This is a genomic window from Streptomyces sp. NPDC007991, from assembly GCF_042958445.1.
Classification (GTDB): domain Bacteria; phylum Actinomycetota; class Actinomycetes; order Streptomycetales; family Streptomycetaceae; genus Streptomyces.
Genome location: NZ_JBIBJD010000003.1, coordinates 248,816 through 271,603, shown reverse-complemented (window position 1 = coordinate 271,603; position 22,788 = coordinate 248,816). Strand labels below are relative to the sequence as shown.

Annotated in this window: 20 protein-coding genes; 7 read left to right on the top strand and 13 right to left on the bottom strand. The window is 72.2% G+C overall.

Going from position 1 to position 22,788, the window contains the following annotated elements:
- Positions 1-242: 242 nt before the first annotated feature.
- The 3 genes from ACFZDA_RS09680 (at position 243) to ACFZDA_RS09670 (ending at position 3,421) form a co-directional block, all read left to right on the top strand.
- Positions 243-905 (top strand): bifunctional DNA primase/polymerase, encoded by a 663-nt coding sequence (locus ACFZDA_RS09680; RefSeq protein WP_391077524.1) that lies wholly within the window; start codon positions 243-245, stop codon positions 903-905.
- Between the two features lie 135 nt (positions 906-1,040).
- Positions 1,041-1,832, top strand: coding sequence for an ATP-binding cassette domain-containing protein (locus ACFZDA_RS09675; protein WP_391077522.1), 792 nt, complete (start codon positions 1,041-1,043; stop codon positions 1,830-1,832).
- A complete protein-coding gene (locus ACFZDA_RS09670; protein ID WP_391077519.1) occupies positions 1,829-3,421 on the top strand; it encodes a transporter in 1,593 nt (530 codons plus the stop codon). Before ACFZDA_RS09675 ends, ACFZDA_RS09670 begins: the two co-directional genes overlap by 4 nt.
- Positions 3,422-3,431: 10 nt before the next feature.
- On the opposite strand, the gene ACFZDA_RS09665 is transcribed toward ACFZDA_RS09670, so the two are convergent.
- Together ACFZDA_RS09665 and ACFZDA_RS09660 are read right to left on the bottom strand one after the other, a co-directional pair.
- Positions 3,432-4,349 carry an alpha/beta fold hydrolase gene (locus ACFZDA_RS09665; RefSeq protein ID WP_391077516.1) on the bottom strand — a complete coding sequence of 306 codons (918 nt, stop codon included), beginning with the start codon at positions 4,347-4,349 and terminating at the stop codon, positions 3,432-3,434.
- Between the two features lie 665 nt (positions 4,350-5,014).
- Positions 5,015-5,707: a metal-dependent transcriptional regulator gene (locus ACFZDA_RS09660; RefSeq protein ID WP_086562108.1), complete on the bottom strand. Its 693-nt coding sequence runs from the start codon at positions 5,705-5,707 to the stop codon at positions 5,015-5,017.
- 469 nt (positions 5,708-6,176) lie between these two features.
- Between ACFZDA_RS09660 and ACFZDA_RS09655 the strand changes: the two genes are divergently transcribed.
- A complete protein-coding gene (locus ACFZDA_RS09655; RefSeq protein WP_391077512.1) occupies positions 6,177-6,932 on the top strand; it encodes a sugar isomerase domain-containing protein in 756 nt (251 codons plus the stop codon).
- A 7-nt stretch (positions 6,933-6,939) separates the two neighbouring features.
- Here ACFZDA_RS09655 and ACFZDA_RS09650 read toward each other — a convergent pair whose 3' ends face one another.
- A complete protein-coding gene (locus tag ACFZDA_RS09650) occupies positions 6,940-8,343 on the bottom strand; it encodes a PAS domain-containing protein (RefSeq protein ID WP_391077509.1) in 1,404 nt (467 codons plus the stop codon).
- Between the two features lie 166 nt (positions 8,344-8,509).
- On the bottom strand, positions 8,510-8,923 hold the full coding sequence (locus ACFZDA_RS09645; protein ID WP_391077507.1) for a Rid family hydrolase: 414 nt from the start codon (positions 8,921-8,923) through the stop codon (positions 8,510-8,512).
- A gap of 130 nt (positions 8,924-9,053) precedes the next feature.
- Between ACFZDA_RS09645 and ACFZDA_RS09640 the strand changes: the two genes are divergently transcribed.
- Together ACFZDA_RS09640 and ACFZDA_RS09635 are read left to right on the top strand one after the other, a co-directional pair.
- Positions 9,054-9,302, top strand: a complete 249-nt coding sequence (locus ACFZDA_RS09640) for an RRXRR domain-containing protein (protein WP_391078548.1) — start codon at positions 9,054-9,056, stop codon at positions 9,300-9,302.
- Between the two features lie 791 nt (positions 9,303-10,093).
- Positions 10,094-10,570 (top strand): diadenosine tetraphosphate hydrolase, encoded by a 477-nt coding sequence (locus tag ACFZDA_RS09635; RefSeq protein ID WP_391077505.1) that lies wholly within the window; start codon positions 10,094-10,096, stop codon positions 10,568-10,570.
- Positions 10,571-10,621: 51 nt separating this feature from the next.
- Here the strand turns inward: ACFZDA_RS09635 and ACFZDA_RS09630 are convergent, their stop codons facing one another.
- Positions 10,622-11,722, bottom strand: coding sequence for a citrate synthase (locus ACFZDA_RS09630; RefSeq protein ID WP_391077502.1), 1,101 nt, complete (start codon positions 11,720-11,722; stop codon positions 10,622-10,624).
- A 281-nt stretch (positions 11,723-12,003) separates the two neighbouring features.
- On the opposite strand from ACFZDA_RS09630, the gene pdxH reads away from it, so the two are divergent.
- Entirely contained in the window at positions 12,004-12,672 is a 669-nt protein-coding gene (gene pdxH, locus ACFZDA_RS09625; protein ID WP_391077499.1) for a pyridoxamine 5'-phosphate oxidase, read from the top strand.
- 65 nt (positions 12,673-12,737) lie between these two features.
- On the opposite strand, the gene ACFZDA_RS09620 is transcribed toward pdxH, so the two are convergent.
- From ACFZDA_RS09620 to ACFZDA_RS09585, 8 genes are read right to left on the bottom strand one after another with little or no spacing between them, the layout of a single operon-like run.
- On the bottom strand, positions 12,738-13,355 hold the full coding sequence (locus ACFZDA_RS09620) for a TetR family transcriptional regulator (RefSeq protein ID WP_391077497.1): 618 nt from the start codon (positions 13,353-13,355) through the stop codon (positions 12,738-12,740).
- A 4-nt stretch (positions 13,356-13,359) separates the two neighbouring features.
- Positions 13,360-14,094 (bottom strand): enoyl-CoA hydratase family protein, encoded by a 735-nt coding sequence (locus tag ACFZDA_RS09615; RefSeq protein ID WP_391077494.1) that lies wholly within the window; start codon positions 14,092-14,094, stop codon positions 13,360-13,362.
- Complete coding sequence (locus ACFZDA_RS09610; protein ID WP_391077492.1) at positions 14,091-15,659, bottom strand: AMP-binding protein; 1,569 nt, start codon at positions 15,657-15,659, stop codon at positions 14,091-14,093. Before ACFZDA_RS09610 ends, ACFZDA_RS09615 begins: the two co-directional genes overlap by 4 nt.
- 25 nt (positions 15,660-15,684) lie before the next feature.
- Complete coding sequence (locus tag ACFZDA_RS09605) at positions 15,685-16,806, bottom strand: acyl-CoA dehydrogenase family protein (protein WP_391077490.1); 1,122 nt, start codon at positions 16,804-16,806, stop codon at positions 15,685-15,687.
- Positions 16,807-16,861: 55 nt separating this feature from the next.
- Positions 16,862-18,706 carry a biotin carboxylase N-terminal domain-containing protein gene (locus ACFZDA_RS09600; protein WP_391077488.1) on the bottom strand — a complete coding sequence of 615 codons (1,845 nt, stop codon included), beginning with the start codon at positions 18,704-18,706 and terminating at the stop codon, positions 16,862-16,864.
- 11 nt (positions 18,707-18,717) lie between these two features.
- Positions 18,718-20,316, bottom strand: a complete 1,599-nt coding sequence (locus ACFZDA_RS09595; RefSeq protein WP_391077485.1) for a carboxyl transferase domain-containing protein — start codon at positions 20,314-20,316, stop codon at positions 18,718-18,720.
- A complete protein-coding gene (locus ACFZDA_RS09590; protein WP_391077482.1) occupies positions 20,313-21,980 on the bottom strand; it encodes an acyclic terpene utilization AtuA family protein in 1,668 nt (555 codons plus the stop codon). Before ACFZDA_RS09590 ends, ACFZDA_RS09595 begins: the two co-directional genes overlap by 4 nt.
- Positions 21,977-22,771, bottom strand: coding sequence for a TIGR03084 family metal-binding protein (locus ACFZDA_RS09585; protein ID WP_391077479.1), 795 nt, complete (start codon positions 22,769-22,771; stop codon positions 21,977-21,979). Before ACFZDA_RS09585 ends, ACFZDA_RS09590 begins: the two co-directional genes overlap by 4 nt.
- Positions 22,772-22,788: the final 17 nt, after the last annotated feature.

Sequence of the window (22,788 nt, the reverse complement as noted above, 5' to 3'; positions counted from 1 at the left end):
TCCCTCGCGTCCCGGCGCAAAGATCCGGCCGTGAAGATCAATGCCCCGCCGACCAGGCGAAAATGCGAGGCATGTGAGGATTGCCGGGGTAACGGCTGTTGCCGGCCCCACACGTGGCTACCCGGCCCCGGCCACCGATCCTCCTGCGCGCCCCCGCACATGCACCCATGCGCCCCGACCACTGGGGCGATGCTCCTCCCCGCGCACGCGAGCGGGCGTAACCCCTGGTGACGACCAGAGTTGTGTTCATCGTGGAAGAGACGATCGCCGGCACCGAAGCCGCTCAGATCCCGAAGCAGCGCGGGGAATCGCTGCTGGAGACCGCTGTCCGCTACGCCGAGGAGCGCCACTGGGACGTCTTCCCCGGGACCTGGCTGGAAGCCGCCGACGGCGCTCAGCGCTGCTCCTGCGGTGACGCCGCGTGTCCGGCCCCGGGGTCGCACCCGGCGCGCCCGGACTGGGAGTCGCAGGCGACGGGCAGCGCGACCGTCGCGCGGCGGATGTGGCAGAAGCAGCCGACGGCGTCGGTCCTGCTGCCGACGGGGCGGACGTTCGACGCGATTTCCGTGCCGGAGACGGCCGGGTTTCTCGCGCTCGCGCGGATGGAGCGGATGGAGCTGACGCTGGGGCCGGTGACGCTCACGCCGGATCGGCGGATGGAGTTCTTCGTGCTGCCGGGGGCCGCTGTGAAGGTGCCTGATCTGGTGCGGAAGCTGGGGTGGTCGTTGTCGTCGCTGGATCTGACGGTGCTGGGTGAGGGGGCGTATGTGGCCGCGCCGCCCACGCGGTTCGGGTCTCGGGGGGCCGTGCAGTGGGCCTGCCGGCCGACGCCTGCGAATCGGTGGTTGCCGGATGCGGAGGAGTTGATCTCGCCGTTGGCCTATGCGTGCGGGCGGGATCGGTAGCGCCTGATCGTCTGCGTGGTTCCTCTTCGTCGGCGGCTGCGGCTTCGTCGTGGTTGATCGCGCCCACGCGGCGGAGCCGCATATCAGGCAGAGTCCCATGCCCCTTGGGGACGCTTCTCCACCGTAGGGTTCAAGGTGACGGAGGGAGGCGCGGTGGGATCCAGTGCTGTGCGTGTGGAGGGGCTCTGGAAGCGGTTCGGGCAGCAGGTCGCTGTTGCCGGGGTCGATCTGGAGTTGCCCGCGGGCAAGTTCATCGGGCTTGTCGGGCCGAACGGTGCCGGGAAGACCACCACTCTGTCGATGGTGACCGGGCTGCTCAGGCCCGACCAGGGGACCGTCGAGGTGGTCGGGCACGACGTGTGGCGGGACCCCGTCGAGGTGAAGGCGCGGATCGGGGTGCTGCCGGAGGGGCTGCGGCTGTTCGAGCGGCTGTCGGGGCGGGAACTGCTGGCGTACACCGGGCGGTTGCGGGGGCTGCCGGGTGCCGAGGTCGACAAGCGGGCCACGCAGCTCCTCGACGTCCTCGATCTCGCGGGGGCGCAGCACAAGCTCGTCGTCGACTACTCGACCGGCATGCGCAAGAAGATCGGGCTGGCCACGGCTCTCCTCCACAATCCCGAAGTGCTGTTCCTGGACGAGCCGTTCGAGGGCGTCGATCCCGTCTCCGCCCAGACCATCCGGGGCGTGCTGGAGCGGTACACCGCCTCGGGCGCCACGGTCGTGTTCTCTTCCCACGTCATGGAGCTCGTCGAGTCGCTGTGCGACTGGGTCGCCGTCATGGCCGCCGGGCGGATCCGCGCGCACGGGACGCTGGCTCAGGTACGGGGTGAGGCGCCCTCGTTGCAGCGGGCGTTCCTGGAGCTCGTCGGGGCGCAGAGCCGGGACGCCGGGTCCGATCTCGACTGGCTGGGCGGCGGGGCCCGGTGAGCGACTCCGCGATCACCCCGCTCTTCATACGGCTGAAGTTGTCGCTGCTGCGCAACGGGCTGCGGCAGTCCGGCGGGCGGAAGGCCGCCTACATCGCCTCGGCGGTCGGTGCGCTGTTGTTCGCCGCACTGCAGCTGATCGGTCTGATCGCGCTGCGCGGGCACGCGCACGCCGAGTCGGTGGTCGTGCTGGCGGCGGCGGTGCTGGGGCTCGGCTGGGCGGTGATGCCGCTGTTCTTCCCCAGCGGCGACGAGACGCTGGATCCGACCCGGCTGGTGATGCTGCCGCTGCGGCCCCGGCCGCTGGTGCGGGCCCTGCTCGTGGCGTCACTGGTCGGAATCGGGCCGCTGTTCACGCTGTGCCTGCTGATCGGTTCCGTGGTCGCGGTGGCGCGGGGCGGGGCGGCGGTCACGGTGGGCGTGGTCGCCGTCGTGCTGGCGCTGCTGGTGTGCGTGGCGCTCGCGCGGGCCGTCGCCGCCGCCAACGTACGGCTGCTGACCAGCCGCAAGGGGCGGGACCTCGCGGTGCTGAGCGGGCTCGTCATCGCGATCGGGGCGCAGGTCGTCAACTTCGGTGCGCAGCGGCTCGGGGCGTCCGGGCTGGGCGAGCTCGACCCGGCGGCGGACGTGCTCCGGTGGGTGCCGCCCGCGTCGGCCATCGGGGCCGTGCACGCGGTGGGCGAGGGGGCGTACGGTCGCGCCCTCGCGCAACTGGCGCTGACGGCGGGCGCCCTGGCCGCGCTGCTGGCCGTGTGGTCACGGCATCTGACCCGGCTGATGACCTCGCCCGACGGGTCGACGCTGCCGGCCGCCGAGTCGGCCGCCCGCGAGCGGACGTCCAGCGGGCTCTGGCGGCTGCTGCCGGCGGGCCGTACGGGGACGGTCATGGAGCGCAGCCTGCGGTACGTGTGGCGCGACCCCAAGACCAAGGCGGCCTGGGTGACGTCGCTGGCCATCGGGCTGATCGTGCCGGTGTTCAACGCCTGGCAGGGCACCGGCTCCGTGTACTTCGCCTGCTTCGCCGCCGGGATGCTCGGCATCCAGATGTACAACCAGTTCGGTCAGGACACCTCGGCGTTCTGGATGGTCGCGATGACGATCTCCTCGACCCGCGACGCCTACGTCGAGCTGCGCGCCCGCGCCCTGGCCCTGCTGCTGATCACCCTGCCGTACGCCACGCTCGTCACGGTGGTGACGACCGCCATGCTGGGCGACTGGCGGCGGCTGCCCGAGGCGCTGGGGCTGTCGTTCGCGCTGCTCGGCGCGATGCTCGCGACCGGGGCGTGGACATCGGCCCGCTTCCCCTACTCCATCCCGCAGGAGGGCTACAAAAACGTCGCCCCCGGGCAGGCCTCGCTCGCCTGGATCTCCGTCTTCGGCGGGATGATCGCCGCCGCCCTGCTGTGCGCGCCCGTCATCGCGCTCGCGATCTGGCTGAACGTGAGCGCCGCCGGCGACGACTGGACGTGGCTGCTGCTGCCGGTGGGCGCGGGGTACGCGGCGGCGCTCACGGCGGCGGGGCTGCGGCTCGCCGCCCCGCGGACGGCCGGGCGGCTGCCGGAGATCCTGACGGCGGTCAGCAAGGGGTGAGGGCGTGGCGTCAGTCGGTGCTGAGGGCGTCCAGGAACGGTTCGATCGCCGCGCGCCAGGCCTCCGGCTGGTCGTAGTGGACCAGGTGGCCGGCGTCGGCGACCTCGGCGTACTGGCCGCTGGGCAGGACGCGGACCATCTCCTGGGCCTCGGCGCGGCCCAGCTCGCCGTCCAGGCCGCGCACCACCAGGGCGGGGCAGCGGACCTGGGCCAGCTCCTCCCAGTGCGCGTCGAACACCCACGTCTCGCGGGAGCGGAGCATCTGCTCCGGGTCGAAGACCGGACGCCAGCCGTCCGGGGACTCGGCCATCACCTCGGCGTAGAACTCGCCGCGGGCCGGGTTGGGCCGCTCCACCCAGGGGTCGTCCTCGCCGAACCACTTGCGGACGTCGGCGAGTGTGGCGAACGGCAGCGGCCAGGACTTGAACCACTGGTCCCACTCGCGCTGTGAGGCGGCACCGAGCGCGGAGGCCCGCATGTCGCAGATGATCAGGCCACGGACCAGATCCGGGCGCTTGGCGGCGAGTTGCCATGCGGTCAGCGCGCCCATGGCGTGGCCGATGAGGACGACCGGGGCGAGGCCGAGCTGTTCGAGAGCGGCCTCGGCGTCGTCGACGTAGGCGTCACGCGTGAAGGAGCCCTGCGGGGGCTTGTCGCTGCGGCCGTGGCCGCGCTGGTCGAGGGCGACCGCGCGGTACCGGCCGGAGAGCCAGCGGGCGGTGGACGCCCAGTGCGAGGCGCGGCCCATGAGGCCGTGCAGTAACAGCACGCCCGGAGAGCCGTCCGGCACGTCCCGCGCCGGATCGGACCCGGCGTGATCGGGCCCGGCGAGATCGGATCCGGCCGGATCGGTCTTGGGCGGGTCTCCGAACTCCCAGGCCGCCAGGCGTACGCCGCCCGTCCCGGTCACGTCGATGCGTCGCGCCATGTCCTGGCACCCCCCAAGCTTCGCGCGGACCGGGGCCGTCTCGGGCCGGTCGGTCCTGTGATCCGTGTTCTGCCTGCTGTGCCTGTCGCCGTTCCCTGTGGTTCCTTGCCGTTCCTGCCGGAGCGCCCATCCCTGTAGCGCATGTTCCGGTTGGTACGTCACCCGCAGATTATCGAATGGCCATTCGAGAAGGCCGTTCTCGCGGGCAACACCCCTCGTTCGAGTGACCGCCCGCAAGGATTGATCGCCTCGGCGGAGGGGAGATCTTCAGCAGGGGGCGGACCGCTCGGGGAAACCGGTCCGCGGGGAATGACCCTGAGAGCTCGGGGCTCCGGGTCAGCACAGGGGAGGACAGGCCCCGGCGCCACAAGGCGCCGGGGCCCTCCGCTTCTCCACGGCACATCCTTGCGCCCCCTCCCCGGCCGGGCGACATCGCTGTCGCGCCGCGGCCAAGAGCCCTCAGGTCATATGCCTCACGCGACAGCGTCGCACGGGAAACGAGCGAGCGCTGCCATTCGGCCGACTGAATCCCGGATTCGGCGGGATCACGCCAACGCCACAACCGCCCCACGGGTAACGGGAGTCGGGCGACGCCCCCGGGACCTGCGCCGGGCCGCGATAGGGCCGCGATCCGGACCGCGATAGGGCCGCGATCCGGGCCGGGCTCAGGGCTTGGCGACGAACACGTGGGAGGCGATGTCCGACTCCAGCTCGGCCGCCTCGCCACCGCTGCCGACCAGCACACCGCCCGCCGACTCCGTCACACTCACCACCGAGCCGGGCTGCACGCCCGCGCGCCGCAGCGTGTACATCAGCTGCGCGTCCGTCTGGATCGGCTCGCCGATCCGGCGCACCACGACCGTCTTGCCCTCGGGGCCCGGGTCGAGGCTGGCCAGCGACACCATGCCCTCGTCCAGGAACGGGTCGGCGCCGTCCTTCTCGCCGAGCTCCTCAAGACCCGGGATCGGATTGCCGTACGGCGACTCCGTCGGGTGCCGCAGCAGCTCCAGGACGCGGCGCTCCACGGCCTCGCTCATCACGTGCTCCCAGCGGCACGCCTCGGCGTGGACCTGCTCCCACTCCAGGCCGATCACGTCGACGAGCAGACACTCGGCGAGGCGGTGCTTGCGCATCACGCGCGTGGCGAGGCGGCGGCCCTCGTCGGTGAGCTCCAGGTGCCGGTCGGTCGCGACGGACACCAGGCCGTCGCGCTCCATCCGCGCCACGGTCTGGCTGACCGTCGGCCCGCTCTGGTCCAGCCGCTCGGCGATACGGGCGCGCATGGGGACCACACCCTCTTCCTCCAGCTCGAGGATGGTGCGGAGATACATCTCCGTGGTGTCGATCAGTCCGGACATACGTGCCCCTCGAATGAGATCTGCCGGAGGCTGGACGGCTCACCGGCGTGTGCGCTGGCCCTGCACCCAATTCTGCCGGATACCACCGACAACCGTGCCGCGGGAGGGAAAGCGAAGGTTAACCGGGCCCGCGGCGGGGTACGACGGAGCTTTCCACAACCACACGCAGCCCCCACACACCCCTGCCGGGCTTTCCCACGCCTCGGACGGCCTGTCCCGACCCCGCCCGAACCGGGCCGCTCGCGGCTCGCCCGGCCTATCGCGACCCCACCTGCCCAGCTTTCTCGCGGCTCTACCGGCCTTCCCAGCCCCACCCGCCGGGCCAGCGGCTCGCCCAGCCTTCCTCGGTCCCGCCCGGCCGGGCCGCTCCCAGCGCTGTCGGCCTTTCCCGGTCGTATTGACATCGCACTGGTCCAGACCGCACCGTGATGCGCGACACTCGGCCCAGCCCAGCCCGAAGGGACCCCGTATGAGCGACCGCGCGCCGGCCGGTGAGTTCCTCGACGCCGCGATCGGCCTGCTGCGGCGGGTCCGCGACGAGGAGGCCGAGCGCATCGCGGCGGCCGGGACGCTCCTCGCCGACACCGTCGAGAACGGCGGCCGTCTCTTCGCCTTCGGCGCCGGGCACTCCTCACTCCCCGCGCAGGACCTCGTCTACCGCGCCGGCGGTCTCGCCCTGATGAACCTGCTCGCCGTGCCGGGTGTCGTCGGCGTCGACGTCATGCCCGCACCGCTCGGCTCCGCCCTGGAACGCGTCGACGGCCTCGCGAGCGCCGTCCTGGACAGCTCCCCGCTCCGCGAAGGCGACGCCCTGCTGATCATCTCCCTCTCGGGGCGCAACGCCCTTCCCGTGGAGATGGCCCTGCACGCGCGCGCCCTCGGCGTGAAGGTCATCGGCGTGACGTCGGTGGCGTACGCCGCGCAGACGACCTCGCGGCACTCCTCGGGGACGTACCTCAAGGACCACTGCGATCTCGTCCTCGACTCGAAGATCGCGGTCGGCGACGCGGAACTCACCCTCGACACCGTGCCCGCCCCCTTCGCCCCCGCCTCCACGGTCGTCACCTCGGCGCTCCTCCAGGCCGTCATGGCGACGACGGCCGCGACGCTCGCCGACCGGGGCGTGGAGCCGCCGCTGCTGCGCTCCGGGAACGTCGACGGGGGACATGACTGGAACGCCCGGGTGATGGAGCGGTACCGGGACCGGATCTTCTACCGGCACTGACAGCCGCTCACTCCACGTCCGACAGCCCCGCCAGATCCAGCGCCGCGGCGATCCGTACCGCCACGTCCTCCGCGTACATCGCGTCGGACCGCTCGAAGGCGCTGCGCCCCGCGCCCCGCAGAAACGTCACGACACCCAGCGTCCGCCCCCGGCTGCGCAGCACCGCGCACAGGGCGTGCACGGCGTCCGGCGGCCACTGGCGGGCCAGGGCCCACTCCCGGGCCTGCTCGGGCGGGACGGTGCCCGCGCTCGCCCGCAGCGCGCCGACGCGCTCCACGCACTGCAGGGCCGGATGCCCCTCGGCGTACCGCACGGGCAGGCCCGCGCGGTCGGCGAGCTTGGACGGCCCCGGCGCGCCGGAGGGCGTCTCGGCGACCCGCACCAGCCGTACCGGCCCCTCGGACTCTCCGTCGGTGAGCGGGCCGCCGGACACCCGGTCGATCAGCCCGTGGTCGGCGAACCCGGCCAGGGCGAAGTCCAGGTGGATCGTCGCGGCCTCCGCCGGGTCCTCGCACTCGGCGGCGGCCCGCGAGGCCCGGTGCAGCTGCTGCGTACGGAACCGCAGCAGCGACGCCTCCTGCTCGCTCTGCTTGGCCTCCGTCACGTCCTGGAACAGCCAGCCGACACCCAGCGGAACCGGCTCCTCCGCGAGCGGCGAGGCCAGTCGCAGGAAACCGCTGCGCCAGCACCGCCGCCGCTCCCCCTCGGGCGTGCGCACCGTCACCCACACCTCGGCGGGCGCGGGCGGCGCGCCCTGGGCCAGCACATGCTGCAGCGCGCTCTCCAGCTCCTCCACGCCCTGCGTGAGCAGCTCCCCGAGCGGCCGCCCGAGCACGGACGCACGCCCTGTGCCCAGCGCCCGGGCCGCGTGCGCGTTCACCACGGCGGGCCGCAGGTCGACGTCCACGAGCACGACGCCCCAGCTCGCGTCCTCGAACAGCGCCTCGCTGAGGGCGATCGACCGCTCCAGATCGATCTGCGTGTGCACCTCGCTGAAGGCGCAGTACACACCCGCGGGCTTTCCGTCCGGACCCCGCACGGCCGCCGACTGCGTCCGTACGAGGACCCGCCCGCCGTCCTTGGTCAGCAGCGCGAACTCGTGGACCTGGCGCCCCGGGGCGTGCATGGCGGACATCAGCCGCCCCTCGACCTCCTCGGCGTCCGCGCTGCGCACGGCCCACCCGGCCAGGCCCCGCCGCCCCACGGCCTCGTCCGCGCTCCAGCCCAGGATCCGCTCGGCCTCGCGGTTCCAGTGCGTCACGACCCCGTCGGCGTCGAAGGCGCACAGCGCCGCGTCCATGCCGTCCAGCAGCGCGGCGAGCAGATCCGAGCCGTCCGAACCGTCCCGCTCGGGCTCGGGCTCGTCCGGCCCCAGCTCGTCGGTGGTCCCACTACGCCGGGAAGCACTCACCTGGACCCCCTGCAGGCTGCGTCCGCACGTACGGCACATCGGTTCGCTACTTGCAATCATTCAACTCGAACGTGACCCAGCGCACACCGAGTTCCCACAACATTGAAGGAATCGTTGTACGGCGGCGATCCCCACGTCAACGCCTTGAGGGCGGCCCGCCACGGACTCAGTCGATCAACGCCACACCCCCAGTACCACTCCCGCGGCGCGCGTACACCTCGATCTCGATCTTCATCCGGGGGTCCGCCAGCCCGCACACCATCATCGTCGCGGCCGGCCGCGCCTCGCCGAAGCACTCGCGCAGCACCGGCCAGCACGGTTCGAAGTCCTCCCGCTCCGGCAGCAGGTACCGCACCCGCACGACGTCCGCGAACGAGCACCCGGCCCTCTCCAGCGCGGCCTCTATGTTCCGCAGGCACTGCCCGGCCTGCTCCACGACGTCGTCGGAGATCGTCATGTCCGCGTAGTCGAACCCGGTCGTCCCCGACACATGCACCCAGTCCCCGTCCACCACGGCCCGGGCGTAGCCGATCCGCTCCTCGAACACCGAACCACTGAGAATCGCCTGTCGCTGCTTCATGGGGCGAACGCTAGGCAATTCGGAGGCTGCCACGCTGCAGTAGCAGGGAGATCGGCTACACGTTCGGCACTTTGGTCACCGAAGTGCCGTCGTCACAGTCCGGCGCGGCCGTGCCCGCCGGTCAAGCTGGCTGCCGCCCTCCCTGCGTCATCGGGTCGATACCACCTTCTCGATGGCCGACCGACTGTGCCGCTGGGCGCCCGTGACAGAGATCCACGTGGAAAGCGTCGCTTTCGACACCCACTCGTTGATCGCGGGCAGGCTCCTTCCTTGTTCCGTGCAACAAGGCCAAAGGCAGCAAGCCGGTCGAGACCTTCCTGGCGCATCGTCCCGACTGTCTTGCGATGGTCCTCCCCCAGGTCAGGGCGCCCCTCGATGACGCCGCCGCCATGAATGCCACTCGCCAGCAACTCACGGCTGTGCTGGCCACCCTCGGCAGACCGGTGCACGCCTGGTCCGGTCGGCTGACCAAGGCGAACCGCCTCGGCATGGGCCTGGACAAGACACACACCCTGGATGCCCTGTGCATCGGGCCGATTGATTGTGCGGTCGGCGGCCAGATCGTGCGGTTCCCCCACCACGCGCTGACGGCCAAGGCCTCTGGCCGCGGCTCTTACGCCCGTACCACTCCGGACAGACATGGGTTCCCCCGTCTGCTGAGGACTCGTGCCAAACAGCATTTCGGATACGTCACCGGAGACCTCGTGCGGGCCGTCATGCCCACCGGTAAGTGGTCAGGAACATGGACAGGCCAGGTCTCGGTGCGGGCCAGGGGGCAGCACAGCCTCACTACGCCCACGGGCCGGATCAACGTCTCCCACCGGAATCTGCGGCTGCTTCAACGGGGTGACGGATACAGGTGGGCCATCCGGTCCGAGGCGGCACGGTCAACCTCTCGGAAAAGGGGTTGATCGGGTCGCCGATTGGTTCTTAGTGTGTGGTTCACACCGAAGGGAGGTGATCCGGAGAATGTATGAATCCCGGACGCGTGAGGTGGCTGCGGGCTAGCGGCCCGACACCACACACAGTGCGGTGCCGGACCAGCGCGTGAGCGAAGCGTGCAGCCGGCCCAATCTCCAGCAGTCACCCGACCCGCGAGTCGCCGGTACGTCCGGCCGGCTCCTCCACTGGAGGACCAGGCTCGCGGGTCGTCTGCGTTCTCGGGGGGCGATGGTGGTGGGCGAGTGGCGCGACGACCGGATCGGCAGCGCCCTGCGGGGTGAGAACCCTGCCGTGATGCGGAGGCTGGACGCCGGGTTCGCCGTGATCGGCGATGTGCAGTTCCTGCCTGGCTATTCGGTGCTGCTGACGGACGATCCCGCGGTGGAGCGGCTGTCGGAGCTGCCGCGGAGCGGGCGGCTGGCGTTTCTGGGGGACATGGAGCGGCTGGGGGAAGCCGTCGAGCGGGCCTGTCGGCGGGTGGAGTCGGGGTTTCGGCGGGTCAATCTGGAGATTCTCGGGAACGCCGACGGGTTTCTGCACGCTCATGTGTGGCCGCGCTACGACTGGGAGCCCGAGGAGCTGGTGCGGCTGCCCGTGTGGCTCTATCCGCGGGAGATGTGGAGCGCGGAGCGGTATGCGCTCGGGGCGCGGCATACCCCGGTGCGGGAGGCGATCGGGGAGGAGCTGGACCGGCTCACGGGGTGAGACGTGCGGACGGCCCCACCCGGAGCAGGGTGAGGCCGTGTGCGGGACGGGTCAGTGGGCGATGTCCTCGTAGCCCTCGATCTCGCGGGGGTCGCGGGAGCCCGGGCCCGTGTAGCGGGCCGAGGGGCGGACCAGGCGGCCCGTGCGCTTCTGTTCGAGGATGTGGGCGGACCAGCCGGCCGTGCGGGCGCAGGTGAACATGGAGGTGAACATGTGGGCCGGGACCTCGGCGAAGTCCAGGACGATGGCCGCCCAGAACTCGACGTTGGTGGCCAGGACCCGGTCGGGGCGGCGGGCGTGGAGTTCCGCCAGGGCCGCCTTCTCCAGGGCCTCGGCGACCTCGAAGCGGGGGGCGCCCAGCTCGCGGGCGGTGCGGCGCAGGACCCTGGCCCTCGGGTCCTCGGCGCGGTAGACGCGGTGGCCGAAGCCCATGAGGCGTTCGCCCTTGTCGAGCGCGTTCCTGACGTAGCCCTCGGCGTCTCCCGTGCGTTCGATCTCCTCGATCATGCCGAGGACGCGGGAGGGGGCGCCGCCGTGGAGGGGGCCGGACATCGCGCCGACCGCTCCCGAGAGGGCCGCCGCCACGTCCGCGCCCGTCGAGGCGATGACCCTCGCCGTGAACGTGGACGCGTTCATGCCGTGTTCCGCGGCGCTCGTCCAGTACGCGTCCACCGCCGCCACGTGCTTGGGGTCCGGCTCGCCCCGCCAGCGGATCATGAAGCGCTCGACGACGGAGTGGGCCTTGTCGATCTCGCGCTGCGGGACCATCGGCAGGCCCTGGCCGCGGGCCGACTGGGCGACGTAGGACAGGGCCGTGACGGCGGCCCGGGCCAGGTCCTCGCGGGCCTGCTCGGCGTCGATGTCCAGGAGGGGTTTGAGGCCCCAGACGGGCGCGAGCATGGCCAGGGCGGACTGGACGTCCACGCGGATGTCGCCGGAGTGGACAGGGATGGGGAACGGCTCGGCGGGCGGCAGGCCGGGGTTGAAGGCGCCGTCGACGAGCAGGCCCCAGACGTTGCCGAAGGAGACGTGGCCGACGAGGTCCTCGATGTCGACGCCCCGATAACGCAGGGCGCCGCCCTCCTTGTCCGGCTCGGCGATCTCCGTCTCGAACGCGACGATTCCCTCGAGCCCGGGTACGAAGTCGGACATCAGGCGGCTCCTCGTGATGGAAGTGACAGATGGTGTGACGTGGGGTGGGACGAACCATGTGTCAGACAGCTTGCGAAGCGGGCGGCCGTCCGGAGGATCCACGGTCGTGTGCGGCGACTCGCGGTCCTGGCCGGTCTCCCCTGTGATGCCCCGTGCGGCTGGCGGTCACCCAACCGCAACGGCACGGAAACGATATCCCCGAGTGCCACCGTTGGGGAGGGTTCACGGCACTCAGTGCCAGGCAGTGACGAAGGACACCGTCCGTACGGCAAGATGACCGGGTGACCGACCGCGACGCCGTCCCCTTCGACCTGGCCTCGATGCGCAAGCAGTACCGGGCCGAGGGCCTCTCCGAGAACGAGCTGGCCGCCACCCCCGTCGAGCAGTTCGCGCGCTGGTTCAAACAGGCCGCGACGGACGGCGGGCTGTTCGAGCCGAACGCCATGATCGTCTCGACGGCCGACGCCGAGGGCCGCCCCAGCTCCCGCACGGTGCTGCTGAAGCACTTCGACGAACAGGGCTTCGTCTTCTACACGAACTACGACTCCCGCAAGGCCCGTGACCTGGCGGAGAACCCGTACGTCTCGCTGCTGTTCCCCTGGCATCCGATGGCCCGGCAGGTCATCGTCACCGGGATCGCGCGCCGTACCGGGCGGGACGAGACCGCGGCGTACTTCCGGACCCGGCCGCACGGATCGCAGCTCGGGGCGTGGGCCAGCGTCCAGTCCTCGGTGATCGCCACCCGCGCCGACATCGACGGCGCGTACGCCGAGCTGGCCGCCCGCTACCCCGAGGGCGAGCAGGTCCCCGTGCCGCCGCACTGGGGCGGTTTCCGGGTGGCCCCCCAGACGGTGGAGTTCTGGCAGGGCCGCGAGAACCGGCTGCACGACCGGTTGCGGTACGTGGAGCGGGCCGACGGGAGCTGGCGCGTGGAGCGGCTCAGTCCCTGACGGCTGCCGGGCGGCTCGGTCCCCAAGGCGTGTCGCCTGTCACCAAGGTCCCCAGGACAGCACACCTAGCGGCTGCCGAGCGCCCCCTCCAGCAGCCCGGCCCACTGTTCGACCACCCGGTCCCGGCGGGCCGTGTCGTCCGTGAGGAGGTTGGCGAGGCCCAGGCCGCGGGCCATGTCGAGCAGGCCCTGGACGGTTTCGCGGACACCGGGGACGGATTCGTCGGCGGACAGCAGGTCGACGGCTATGCGGTGGGTCTCGCGGCCCACGCGGGATTCGAGCTCGGTGACGCGGGCGCGCAGCTGGTCCTCGTTGGAGGCGGCCACCCACAGGTGGAGGGCCGCGCGGAAGAGCGGTCCCGTGTAGAGGTCGACCAGGGCCGCGACGACCGCGTGCCGGTCTCCGGCCGTGCCCTCGGGGAACAGGGCGCGCAGGGCCGTGGAGCGTTCCTCGGCGACGTACTCGACGGCCGCCGTGAAGAGGTCCTCGCGGGTCGGGAAGTGGTGCTGGGCGGCCCCGCGGGAGACGCCGGCGCGTTCGGCGACGACGGAGACGGTGGATCCCGCCCAGCCGTGTTCGGCCAGGCAGGACACGGCGGCTTCCAGGAGCCGCTGCCGGGTGGCCCGGCTGCGGTCCTGCTTGGGAACTCGCTCCGCGCGGTCGGCCGTGCTCACACCGCCCATGTCCTCACACCACCCATGCCGGATCCCGTCGTTCGAGGAAGGCCGTCATCCCCTCGCGGGCCTGCGGGGAGGAGAACAGCCGGGCCGAGAGCGCGGTCAGGACGGCCGCGTCCCGGTCGAAGGTTTCCAGCACCCTAGCCGTGAGCAGCCGTTTCGTCTCGGCCAGGGCATCGGGGGCGGATCTGCGCAGGCCGTCCAGGATGGGGGCCAGCGCGGTGTCCACGTCGTCGGCGTGGGTGGTGAGCAGGCCGGTCGCGGTGGCCTCGGCGGCATCGAAGCGTTCGCCGGTGAGGTAGTAGCGGGGCAGGGCGCGCGGGTCGGTGCGCGGCAGCAGCGGCAGGGAGATGACCGCGGGGGCGACGCCGATGCGGACCTCCGTGAAGGCGAAGGTGGCCTCGGTGGCGGCGGCCGCGATGTCGCAGGCGGCCAGCAGGCCGAGGCCGCCCGCGCGGACGTGGCCGGTGACCCGGGCGACGACCGGCTTGGGCAGCTCGACGATCCGGCGGAGCAGGGCGACCAGCGCCTCCGGGGGCGGCGGGTCCTTGAGGTCCGCGCCCGCGCTGAAGGTGGTGCCGGTGTGGGTGAGGACGACCGCGCGAACGCCGCTGTCCTGGCCGGCGTCCGTGAGCGCGTCGGCCAGTTCGCCGACGAGGGCCGCCGACAGGGCGTTGCGGTTGTGGGGCGAGTCGAGGGTGAGGGTTTCCACGGCACGCGCGCGTGCCCTGCCGATCAGGGTCACGCGCGCTCCCTGAGCTGTCGTCGGAGGATCTTGCCGGAGGCCGCCCGGGGAACGCCGTCGATGAAGGTGACGTGCCGGATCCGCTTGTAGGGGGCCACGCGCTCGGCGACGTACATCATGATCTCAGCCTCGGACAGGTCGGTGCGGTCCGGCCGGCGGACCACGTACGCGTGCGGGATCTCGTTGCCGTCGTCGTCGTACACGCCGATGACGGCGGCGTCGGCGATGCCCGGGTGGGTGAGCAGCAGGGCCTCCAGCTCGGCGGGGGCCACCTGGAAGCCCTTGTACTTGATGAGTTCCTTGACGCGGTCGACGACGAACAGCCAGCCTCCCCCATCCACGTGCCCCACGTCGCCGGTGTGCAGCCAGCCGTCGGGGTCGATCATCGCGGCGGTGGCATCGGGGCGGCCGAGGTAGCCCTTCATGACCTGGGGGCCGCGGATGAGGATCTCGCCGGACTCACCGGCGGGCAGGTCCTTGTCCGGGTCGTCGAGGGAGACGATCCGCATCTCGGTGCCGGCGATGAGCTTGCCGACGGTGCCGGGCGGCGCGTCGCTCATCGCGTCCAGCGGGACGACGTGCGTGCCGGGCGACAGTTCCGTCATGCCGTAGGCCTGGCCGACGGGCGGCAGGCCCAGCCGCGCGGAGCAGGCGGCGGCCAGGCGTGCGTCCAGGGGTGCGGCGGCGCTGATGACGTACTTCAGCGACGACAGGTCGTACTGCGCGACGGCCGGGTGCTTGGCGAGGGCCAGCACGATCGGCGGGGCGACGTACAGGGCGGTGATGCGGTGGTTCTGGATGGCCGCGAGGAATTGCTCCAGATCGAAGCGGGGCAGGACGACGACGGTGGCGCCCTGCGTCAGGGGCGCGTTCATCAGGGCCGTGAGGCCGTAGATGTGGAAGAAGGGCAGAACCGCCAGGACGCGGTCGCCCGGGCCGGCGGGTATCGCCGGGGCGAGCTGCGCGAGGTTGGTGGCGATCTGCCGGTGCGTGAGCATCACGCCCTTGGGTGTGCCGGTGGTCCCGGAGGAGTACGGCAGGGCCGCCACGTCCTGCGCGGGGTCGATGGCGACCTGCGGCTCGGGGGCGGCGCAGGCCAGCATGTCGATCAGGGAGCGATGGCCGGTCGCGCTGTCGCACACGAAGATCTCGTGTACGCCGCCCGCGAGTTCGGCGGCCCGGCGCGCGATGTCCAGCAGCGGTGAGACGGTGATGATCCAGCGGGCCGCCGAGTCCGTCAGCTGCTTGGCGAACTCCTGGGCGGTGGCGAGCGGGTGCACGGTGGTGACGGTGGCGCCCGCGCGCGTGGCGGCGTAGAACGCGGTCGGGAAGGCGATGGTGTTGGGGCTGTGCAGGGCGAGGACGTCGCCCTTGCGCACCCCGGCCTCGGCGAGGGCGGCGGCGACGCGCCGGTGGAACCGGTCCACCTGCTCGTACGAGAGGGTGGTGCCGTCGGTGCCGTCGATCAGCGCCGGGAGGTCGCCGAACTCCGCGGCCCGGGCCAGGACGGCGTCGTGGATGGGCAGGTCGACGGGCGGGACGTCTGCGTACTCGCTGCGGAACATGGTTCCTCCTCGCGCGCGGGCCGTCTCAGTACGACTTGGGCAGGCCCAGGGTCTGGTGGGAGACGTAGTTGAGAATCATCTCCCGGCTCACCGGGGCGATACGAGCCACGCGCGAGGCCGTTATCAGCGAGGCCAGGCCGAACTCGCGGGTGAGGCCGTTGCCGCCGAGGGTGTGCACGGCCTGGTCCACCGCCTTCACACAGGCCTCCCCCGCCGCGTACTTCGCCATGTTGGCGGCCTCACCGGCGCCCAGGTCGTCGCCGGTGTCGTACAGCCGGGCCGCCTTCTGCATCATCAGGCGCGCCAGTTCCAGGTCGATGTGGGCCTGGGCCAGGGGGTGAGCGATCGCCTGGTGGGCGCCGATGGGGGTGTTCCAGACCTGTCGGTCCCGGGCGTACTCGACGGCCTTCGCGAGGGCGTGGCGGCCCATGCCGATCGCGAAGGCGGCCGTCATGATGCGCTCGGGGTTGAGGCCGGCGAAGAGCTGGAGCAGCCCCGCGTCCTCGTCGCCGACGAGCGCGTCGGCGGGCAGCCGTACGTCGTCAAGGGTCAGCTCGAACTGCTTCTCTGCGGCGGCGAGTTCCATGTCGATGGGGCGGCGGGCGAAGCCGGGCGCGTCGCGCGGGACGATGAACAGGCAGGGCTTGAGCCGGCCGGTGCGGGCGTCCTCCGTGCGGCCGACGATGAGGGTCGCGTCCGCGAGGTCGACGCCGGAGATGAAGACCTTGCGGCCGGTGAGGATCCAGTCGGTGCCGTCTTTTCGTGCCGTGGTGGTGATGCGGTGGCTGTTGGACCCGGCGTCGGGTTCGGTGATGCCGAAGGCCATGAGACGGGTGCCGTCCGCCAGGGCCGGGAGCCACTGTTGTTTCTGGGCGTCCGTGCCGAAGCGGGCTATGACTGTGCCGCAGATCGCCGGTGACACGATCATCATGAGCAGGGGGCAGCCGGCCGCGCCGAGTTCTTCGAGGACGATGGAGAGTTCAAAGATGCCGCCGCCTCCGCCGCCGTATGCCTCCGGCAGGTTGACGCCGAGGTAGCCGAGTTTTCCTGCTTCGGACCAGAGTTGTGTGGGGTCGGCTGTGCGGCCGTGGCGGGTGCCGAGTGCGGAGACGGCTTGGCGTAGGGCCTTGTGGTCCTCGGTGTCCATCGGTGTCCTTTCGGGTGCGGGTTCCATGTGGTTGATCGCGCAGTTCCCCGCGCCCCTAAGAGGTCTCCGCCACCACGGCCAACAGCGCGCCCGGCTCCACCTGTTGGCCTGGTACGACATGAAAGGCAGTGACGGTTCCCGTGACGGGTGCCGTGATCTCGTGCTGCATCTTCATCGCCTCCAGCCAGAGCAGGGGGTCCCCGGCCTTGACGGGTGTTCCGGCCGTGACGCCGTCGGCCACGCGGACGACCGTGCCCGGCATGGGGGCCAGGAGGGAGCCGGGGGCGTGCTGGGTCGTCGGGTCGGGGAAGCGGGGCAGGGCCGTCAGGGCGGTGTTGTTCACGTGGATCCGGTCGCCGTAGGCCGCCACCTCGAACTTGCGCTGCACGCCGTCCACTTCCAGGACCACGAGGTGCGCGTCGGCGTGTACCACCCGGACGCCGTCCGCCTCCGGGCCCGTGCGCGTGTGCCGGTAGCGGACCTCGTGTTCCTGCCCGGCCATGGCGTAGCGCTTGGTCTGGGGCTGTGCGGGGACGTTGCGCCAGCCGCCGAAGCGGGAGCGGCCGTGGGCGTCGGCGAGGGCGGCGGCCAGCGGGGCGTACGGGTCGGGGGACGGCTCGGCCAGGTCCGGCAGGTGACGGTCGTAGAAGCCGGTGTCCATGCGGGCCGCGGTGAACTCCGGGTGGCGCAGGGAGCGGACCAGGAGGTCGCGGTTGGTGACGGGGCCGTGGATCACGGCCCGTTCCAGGGCGGAGGCGAGCTTGCGGACGGCCTCCGCGCGCGTGGGGGCGTGGGCCACGGCCTTGGCGAGCAGAGGGTCGTAGTGGACTCCGATGTCGTCGCCGTCGGTGTAGCCGGTGTCGAGGCGGATGCCCTCGGGCAGGGCGAGGCGGTCCAGGCGGCCCGTCTGCGGGGACCAGTCGCGGGACGGGTCCTCGGCGTAGAGGCGGGCCTCCACGGCGTGACCACGGGCGCGTGGAGGGGTGCTGTCGAGGGGGTGGCCCTCGGCGACGCGGATCTGTTCGGCGACCAGGTCGAGGCCGAACACGGCTTCCGTCACGGGGTGTTCGACCTGGAGGCGGGTGTTCATCTCCAGGAAGTGGGCCCTGTCGTCGGCGACGAGGAACTCGACCGTGCCGGCGCCCACGTAGTGGACGGCTCGGGCGGCCCGTACGGCGAGGGCGCTCAACTCCTCCTGGAGTTCCTCGGACAGTCCGGGTGCGGGGGCCTCCTCGACGACCTTCTGGTGGCGGCGCTGCAGGGAGCAGTCGCGGGTGCCGAGCGGCCAGACGGTGCCGTGGGTGTCGGCGAGGATCTGCACCTCGACATGGCGGCCGTTCTCCACGTACGGCTCGACGAAGACCTCGCCGTCACCGAAGGCGCTCGCCGCCTCGGCGCGCGCGGCGGCCGACTCGGCGTCCAGGTCCGCGAGGTGCCGTACGACGCGCATGCCCCGGCCGCCGCCGCCCGCCGCCGCCTTCACCAGGACCGGGAGGTCGGCCTCGGTGACGTCGGTGAGGGGCTTCAGTCCCATGAGCCGCTTGGCGCGGGTCTTGGACGCCATCGCCGCGATGGCGTCGGGGGGCGGGCCGATCCAGACCAGGCCCGCGTCCAGGACGGCCCGGGCGAAGCCGGCGTTCTCGGAGAGGAAGCCGTAGCCGGGGTGCACGGCGTCCGCGCCGGCCGTGACGGCGGCCTTCACGATCAGGTCGCCGCGCAGGTAGGTGTCGGCGGGCGCGGCCCCCGGCAGTCGTACGGCCGTGTCGGCCACGCGCGTGTGCAGCGCGTGTGCGTCGGCGTCCGAGTGCACGGCGACCGTGCGGATGCCCAGCTCGCGGCAGGTGCGGAAGACGCGGCAGGCTATCTCGCCCCGGTTGGCGACGAGCACAGAAGTGATCACTGGAGGTCTCCTCACATCCGGAAGACGCCGAAGCCGCCGCGCGCGCCCTCGTAGGGGGCGGTGTGGAGGGCGGAGAGGCACAGGCCGAGGACGGTGCGGGTGTCGCGCGGGTCGATGACGCCGTCGTCGTACAGCCGCCCGGAGAGGAACATCGGCAGCGACTCGGACTCGATCTGCTGCTCCACCATGGCGCGCAGCGCGGCGTCCGCCTCCTCGTCGTAGGGCTGCCCCTTCGCGGCGGCCGACTGGCGGGCGACGATCGACAGCACGCCCGCGAGCTGCTGCGGGCCCATCACGGCCGACTTGGCGCTGGGCCAGGCGAAGAGGAAGCGGGGGTCGTAGGCCCGGCCGCACATGCCGTAGTGGCCGGCGCCGTAGGAGGCGCCCATGAGGAGCGAGAGGTGCGGGACGCGGCTGTTGCTGACCGCGTTGATCATCATGGCGCCGTGTTTGATGATGCCGCCCTGCTCGTACTCCTTGCCGACCATGTAACCGGTGGTGTTGTGCAGGAAGAGCAGCGGGATGTCACGCTGGTTGGCGAGCTGGATGAACTGGGCGGCCTTCTGGGACTCCTCGCTGAAGAGGACCCCCTGTGCGTTGGCCAGGATGCCGACCGGATAGCCGTGGAGCGCGGCCCAGCCGGTGGTCAGGCTCGTCCCGTACAGCGGTTTGAACTCGTCGAAGTCGGAGGCGTCGACGATGCGGGCGATGACCTCGCGCGGGTCGAAGGGGCTCTTGAGGTCGCCGGGGACGATGCCGAGGAGTTCCTCGGCGTCGTACTTGGGAGGCTCGGCCGGGCCGGGATCGCCGTAGGCCTTGCGGTGGTTGAGGCGGGCGACCACGCGGCGGGCCTGCCGGAGCGCGTCGTGCTCGTCGACGGCGAAGTAGTCGGCGAGTCCCGACACGCGCGCGTGCATCCCGGCGCCGCCCAGGGACTCGTCGTCGCTCTCCTCCCCCGTGGCCATCTTCACCAGCGGCGGACCGCCGAGGAACACCTTCGCCCGCTCCTTGACCATGATCACGTGGTCGGACATGCCGGGGATGTAGGCGCCCCCGGCGGTGGAGTTGCCGAAGACGACCGCGACGGTCGGGATTCCGGCGGCGGACAGCCGGGTGAGGTCGCGGAAGACGGCGCCCCCGGGGATGAAGATCTCCTTCTGGGAGGGCAGGTCGGCGCCGCCGGACTCCACCAGGCTGATGCAGGGCAGCCGGTTGGCGAGGGCGATGTCGTTCGCGCGCAGGGCCTTCTTCAGTGACCAGGGGTTGCTCGCTCCCCCGCGCACGGTCGGGTCGTTGGCCGTGATCAGGCACTCCACTCCCTCGACGACACCGATGCCGGTGACGAGGGAAGCGCCGACGGTGTAGTCGCTGCCCCAGGCGGCCAGCGGGGACAGCTCCAGGAAGGGCGTGTCGGGGTCGAGGAGCAGCTCGACGCGTTCGCGGGCGAGGAGCTTGCCGCGGCTGCGGTGCCGCTCGACGTACTTCTCGCCGCCGCCCGCGAGGGCCTTGGCGTGCTCGGCGTCGAGTTCGGCGAGCTTGGCGAGCATGGTCTCGCGGTTGGCCCGGTACTCGGGGCCGCTCGGGTCGAGTGCGGAGGTCAGGGCGGTCATCGGAGGGCCTCCGGTATGTCCAGGTGGCGGGAGCGCAGCCATTCGCCGAGGGCCTTGGCCTGCGGGTCGAAGCGGTGCCGTGCGGCGACGCCCGCGCCGAGGATCCCTTCGACGACGAAGTTGAGGGCGCGGAGGTTGGGCAGGACGTGCCGGGTGACCTTCAGCGGCCGGCTCTCGGGGATCAGCTCCTGGAACCGGTCGGCCGTCAGCTCGTGCGCGAGCCAGCGCCAGGCGTCGTCCGTGCGGGTCCAGACGCCGACGTTGGCGTTGCCGCCCTTGTCGCCGCTGCGGGCGCCCGCGACGAGGCCGAGGGGGGCGCGCCGGGTGGGGCCGGGCGGCAGCGGCTCGGGCAGCGCTGGTTCCGGCACGTCGTCGAGTACGAGGACGTCCTCGGGCGGCGGCACCGGAACCCGGCGTCCGTCAGGGAGGACGGCCACATGGTCGACGGCACCATGGGGGACGTACACATCCTCGAAAACCCCATAGGGCGACCCCTTTCCGGGGGGTGCCAGCACATGGAAGCCGGGATAACTGGCGAGCGCCAGTTCCACGGCCGCCCCGCTCAGGGCCCGCCCGACGACCTCCTGGTCGGGGTCCCGTACGACGAGCCGCAGCAACGCGCTCGCCGTCTCCTCGCTCGGGGCGTCGGGCCGATCGGTGCGGACCAGCTCCCAGCGCACGTCGCTGACTTCGCTCAGGGCGGGTTCCAGCTGCTCCCGCACCAGGGCGGCCTTGGCCTCGATGTCGAGGCCGGTGAGCACGAAGACGACCTCGTTGCGGAAGCCGCCGAGCGTGTTGAGCCCGACCTTGAGGGCGGGCGGCGGCGCCTCCCCTCGCACGCCCTCGATCCGCACCCGGTCGGGCCCGTCCTGGGCGAGCCGCACGGTGTCGAGCCGGGCGGTGACGTCCGGCCCCGCGTACCGCGCCCCGGCCGTCTCGTACAGCAACTGGGCGGTGACCGTGCCGACGTCGACGAAGCCGCCGGTGCCGGGGTGCTTGGTGATGACGCAGCTGCCGTCCTCGTGGAGCTCGGCGAGCGGGAAGCCCGGCCGGCGCACGTCGCCGTCCCGGAAGAAGGCGTAGTTGCCGCCGGTGGCCTGCGCCCCGCACTCCAGTACGTGCCCGGCGACGACGGCGCCCGCCAGCCGGCCGTGGTCCGTCTCCCGCCACCCGAAGTGGGCGGCGGCCGGCCCGGTGACGAGTGCCGCGTCCGTCACCCGCCCGGTGACGACGACGTCTGCGCCGGCCCGCAGACAGGCCGCGATACCGAAGCCGCCGAGGTAGGCGTGGGCGGCGAGGCTGCCGGGGTGGGCGGCGGTGAGGTCGTCACCCTCCACATGTGCGACACGCACCGGGATGCCGAGCCGGCCGGCCAAGTGCCGTACGGCGTCGGCGAGTCCGGCCGGGTTGAGCCCGCCGGCGTTGGCGACGATCTTCACGCCCCGCTCGTGGGCGAGCCCGAGACAGTCCTCCAACTGCCGCAGAAACGTGCGGGCGTATCCGGCGGCGGGGTCCTTCAGCCGGTCCCGGCCGAGGATGAGCATCGTCAGCTCGGCGAGGTAGTCACCGGTGAGGACGTCCAGGTCGCCGCCGGTCAGCATCTCTCGCAGGGCGTCGAAGCGGTCGCCGTAGAAGCCGGAGGCGTTGCCGATGCGCAGGGTCACGGTGTGGCCCCCTTCGGGGGGCGCCCGGCGCCCGGCGGCCCCGCGAAGGCCTGGGCGATGTCCAGCCAGCGGTCGGCGTCGGGGCCGTCGGCGCGCAGGGCGAGGTCGGCGCGGTGGGCGCGCTGGGTGACCAGGAGGCAGAAGTCGAGGGCGGGCCCGGTGACGCGTTGCGGGGCGTCCTCGGGCCCGTACGCCCACACATCGCCCGAGGGCGAGTCGAGTGCGACGCGGAAGAGCTCGGCGGGCGGAGTCAGCCCGTGCACACCGTAGGCGAAGTCCCGGGTCCGCACCCCGAGCCAGGCCACATGCCGCAGTCGGTCGGTGGGTGGGCACACCACACCGAGGGTGTCGGCCACGTCCTGACCATGGGCCCAGGTCTCCATCAGGCGGGCCGTCGCCATCGAGGCGGCCGACATGGGTGGGCCGTACCAGGGGAAGCGCGCCTTGGGCGGGGCGGCCCGCAGCGCCTCCTCCAGCGCCGTGCGGCCGTCGCGCCACCGTGCGAGCAGCTCGGCGGGCGGGAGTCCGGCGTCCTCCTCGGCGCCCTCGTCGACGAAGGAGCCCGGTGCGGCGAGGGCCTTGTCGACCAGGGCCCGGAAGCCGTCGGCGTCCGTGACGGCGAGCAGGGCCGTGCGGTCCGTCCAGGCGAGGTGGGCGATCTGGTGGGCGACGGTCCAGCCGGGAGCGGGGGTGGGGAGAGCCCAGCGCGGCGCGCTCAACCCGGCGACGAGGCGGTCGAGTTCCTCGCTCTCCTCACGCAGGTCGTCGATCACGGACGTCGGATCGGACACGGGCGCTCCCCTCGGGG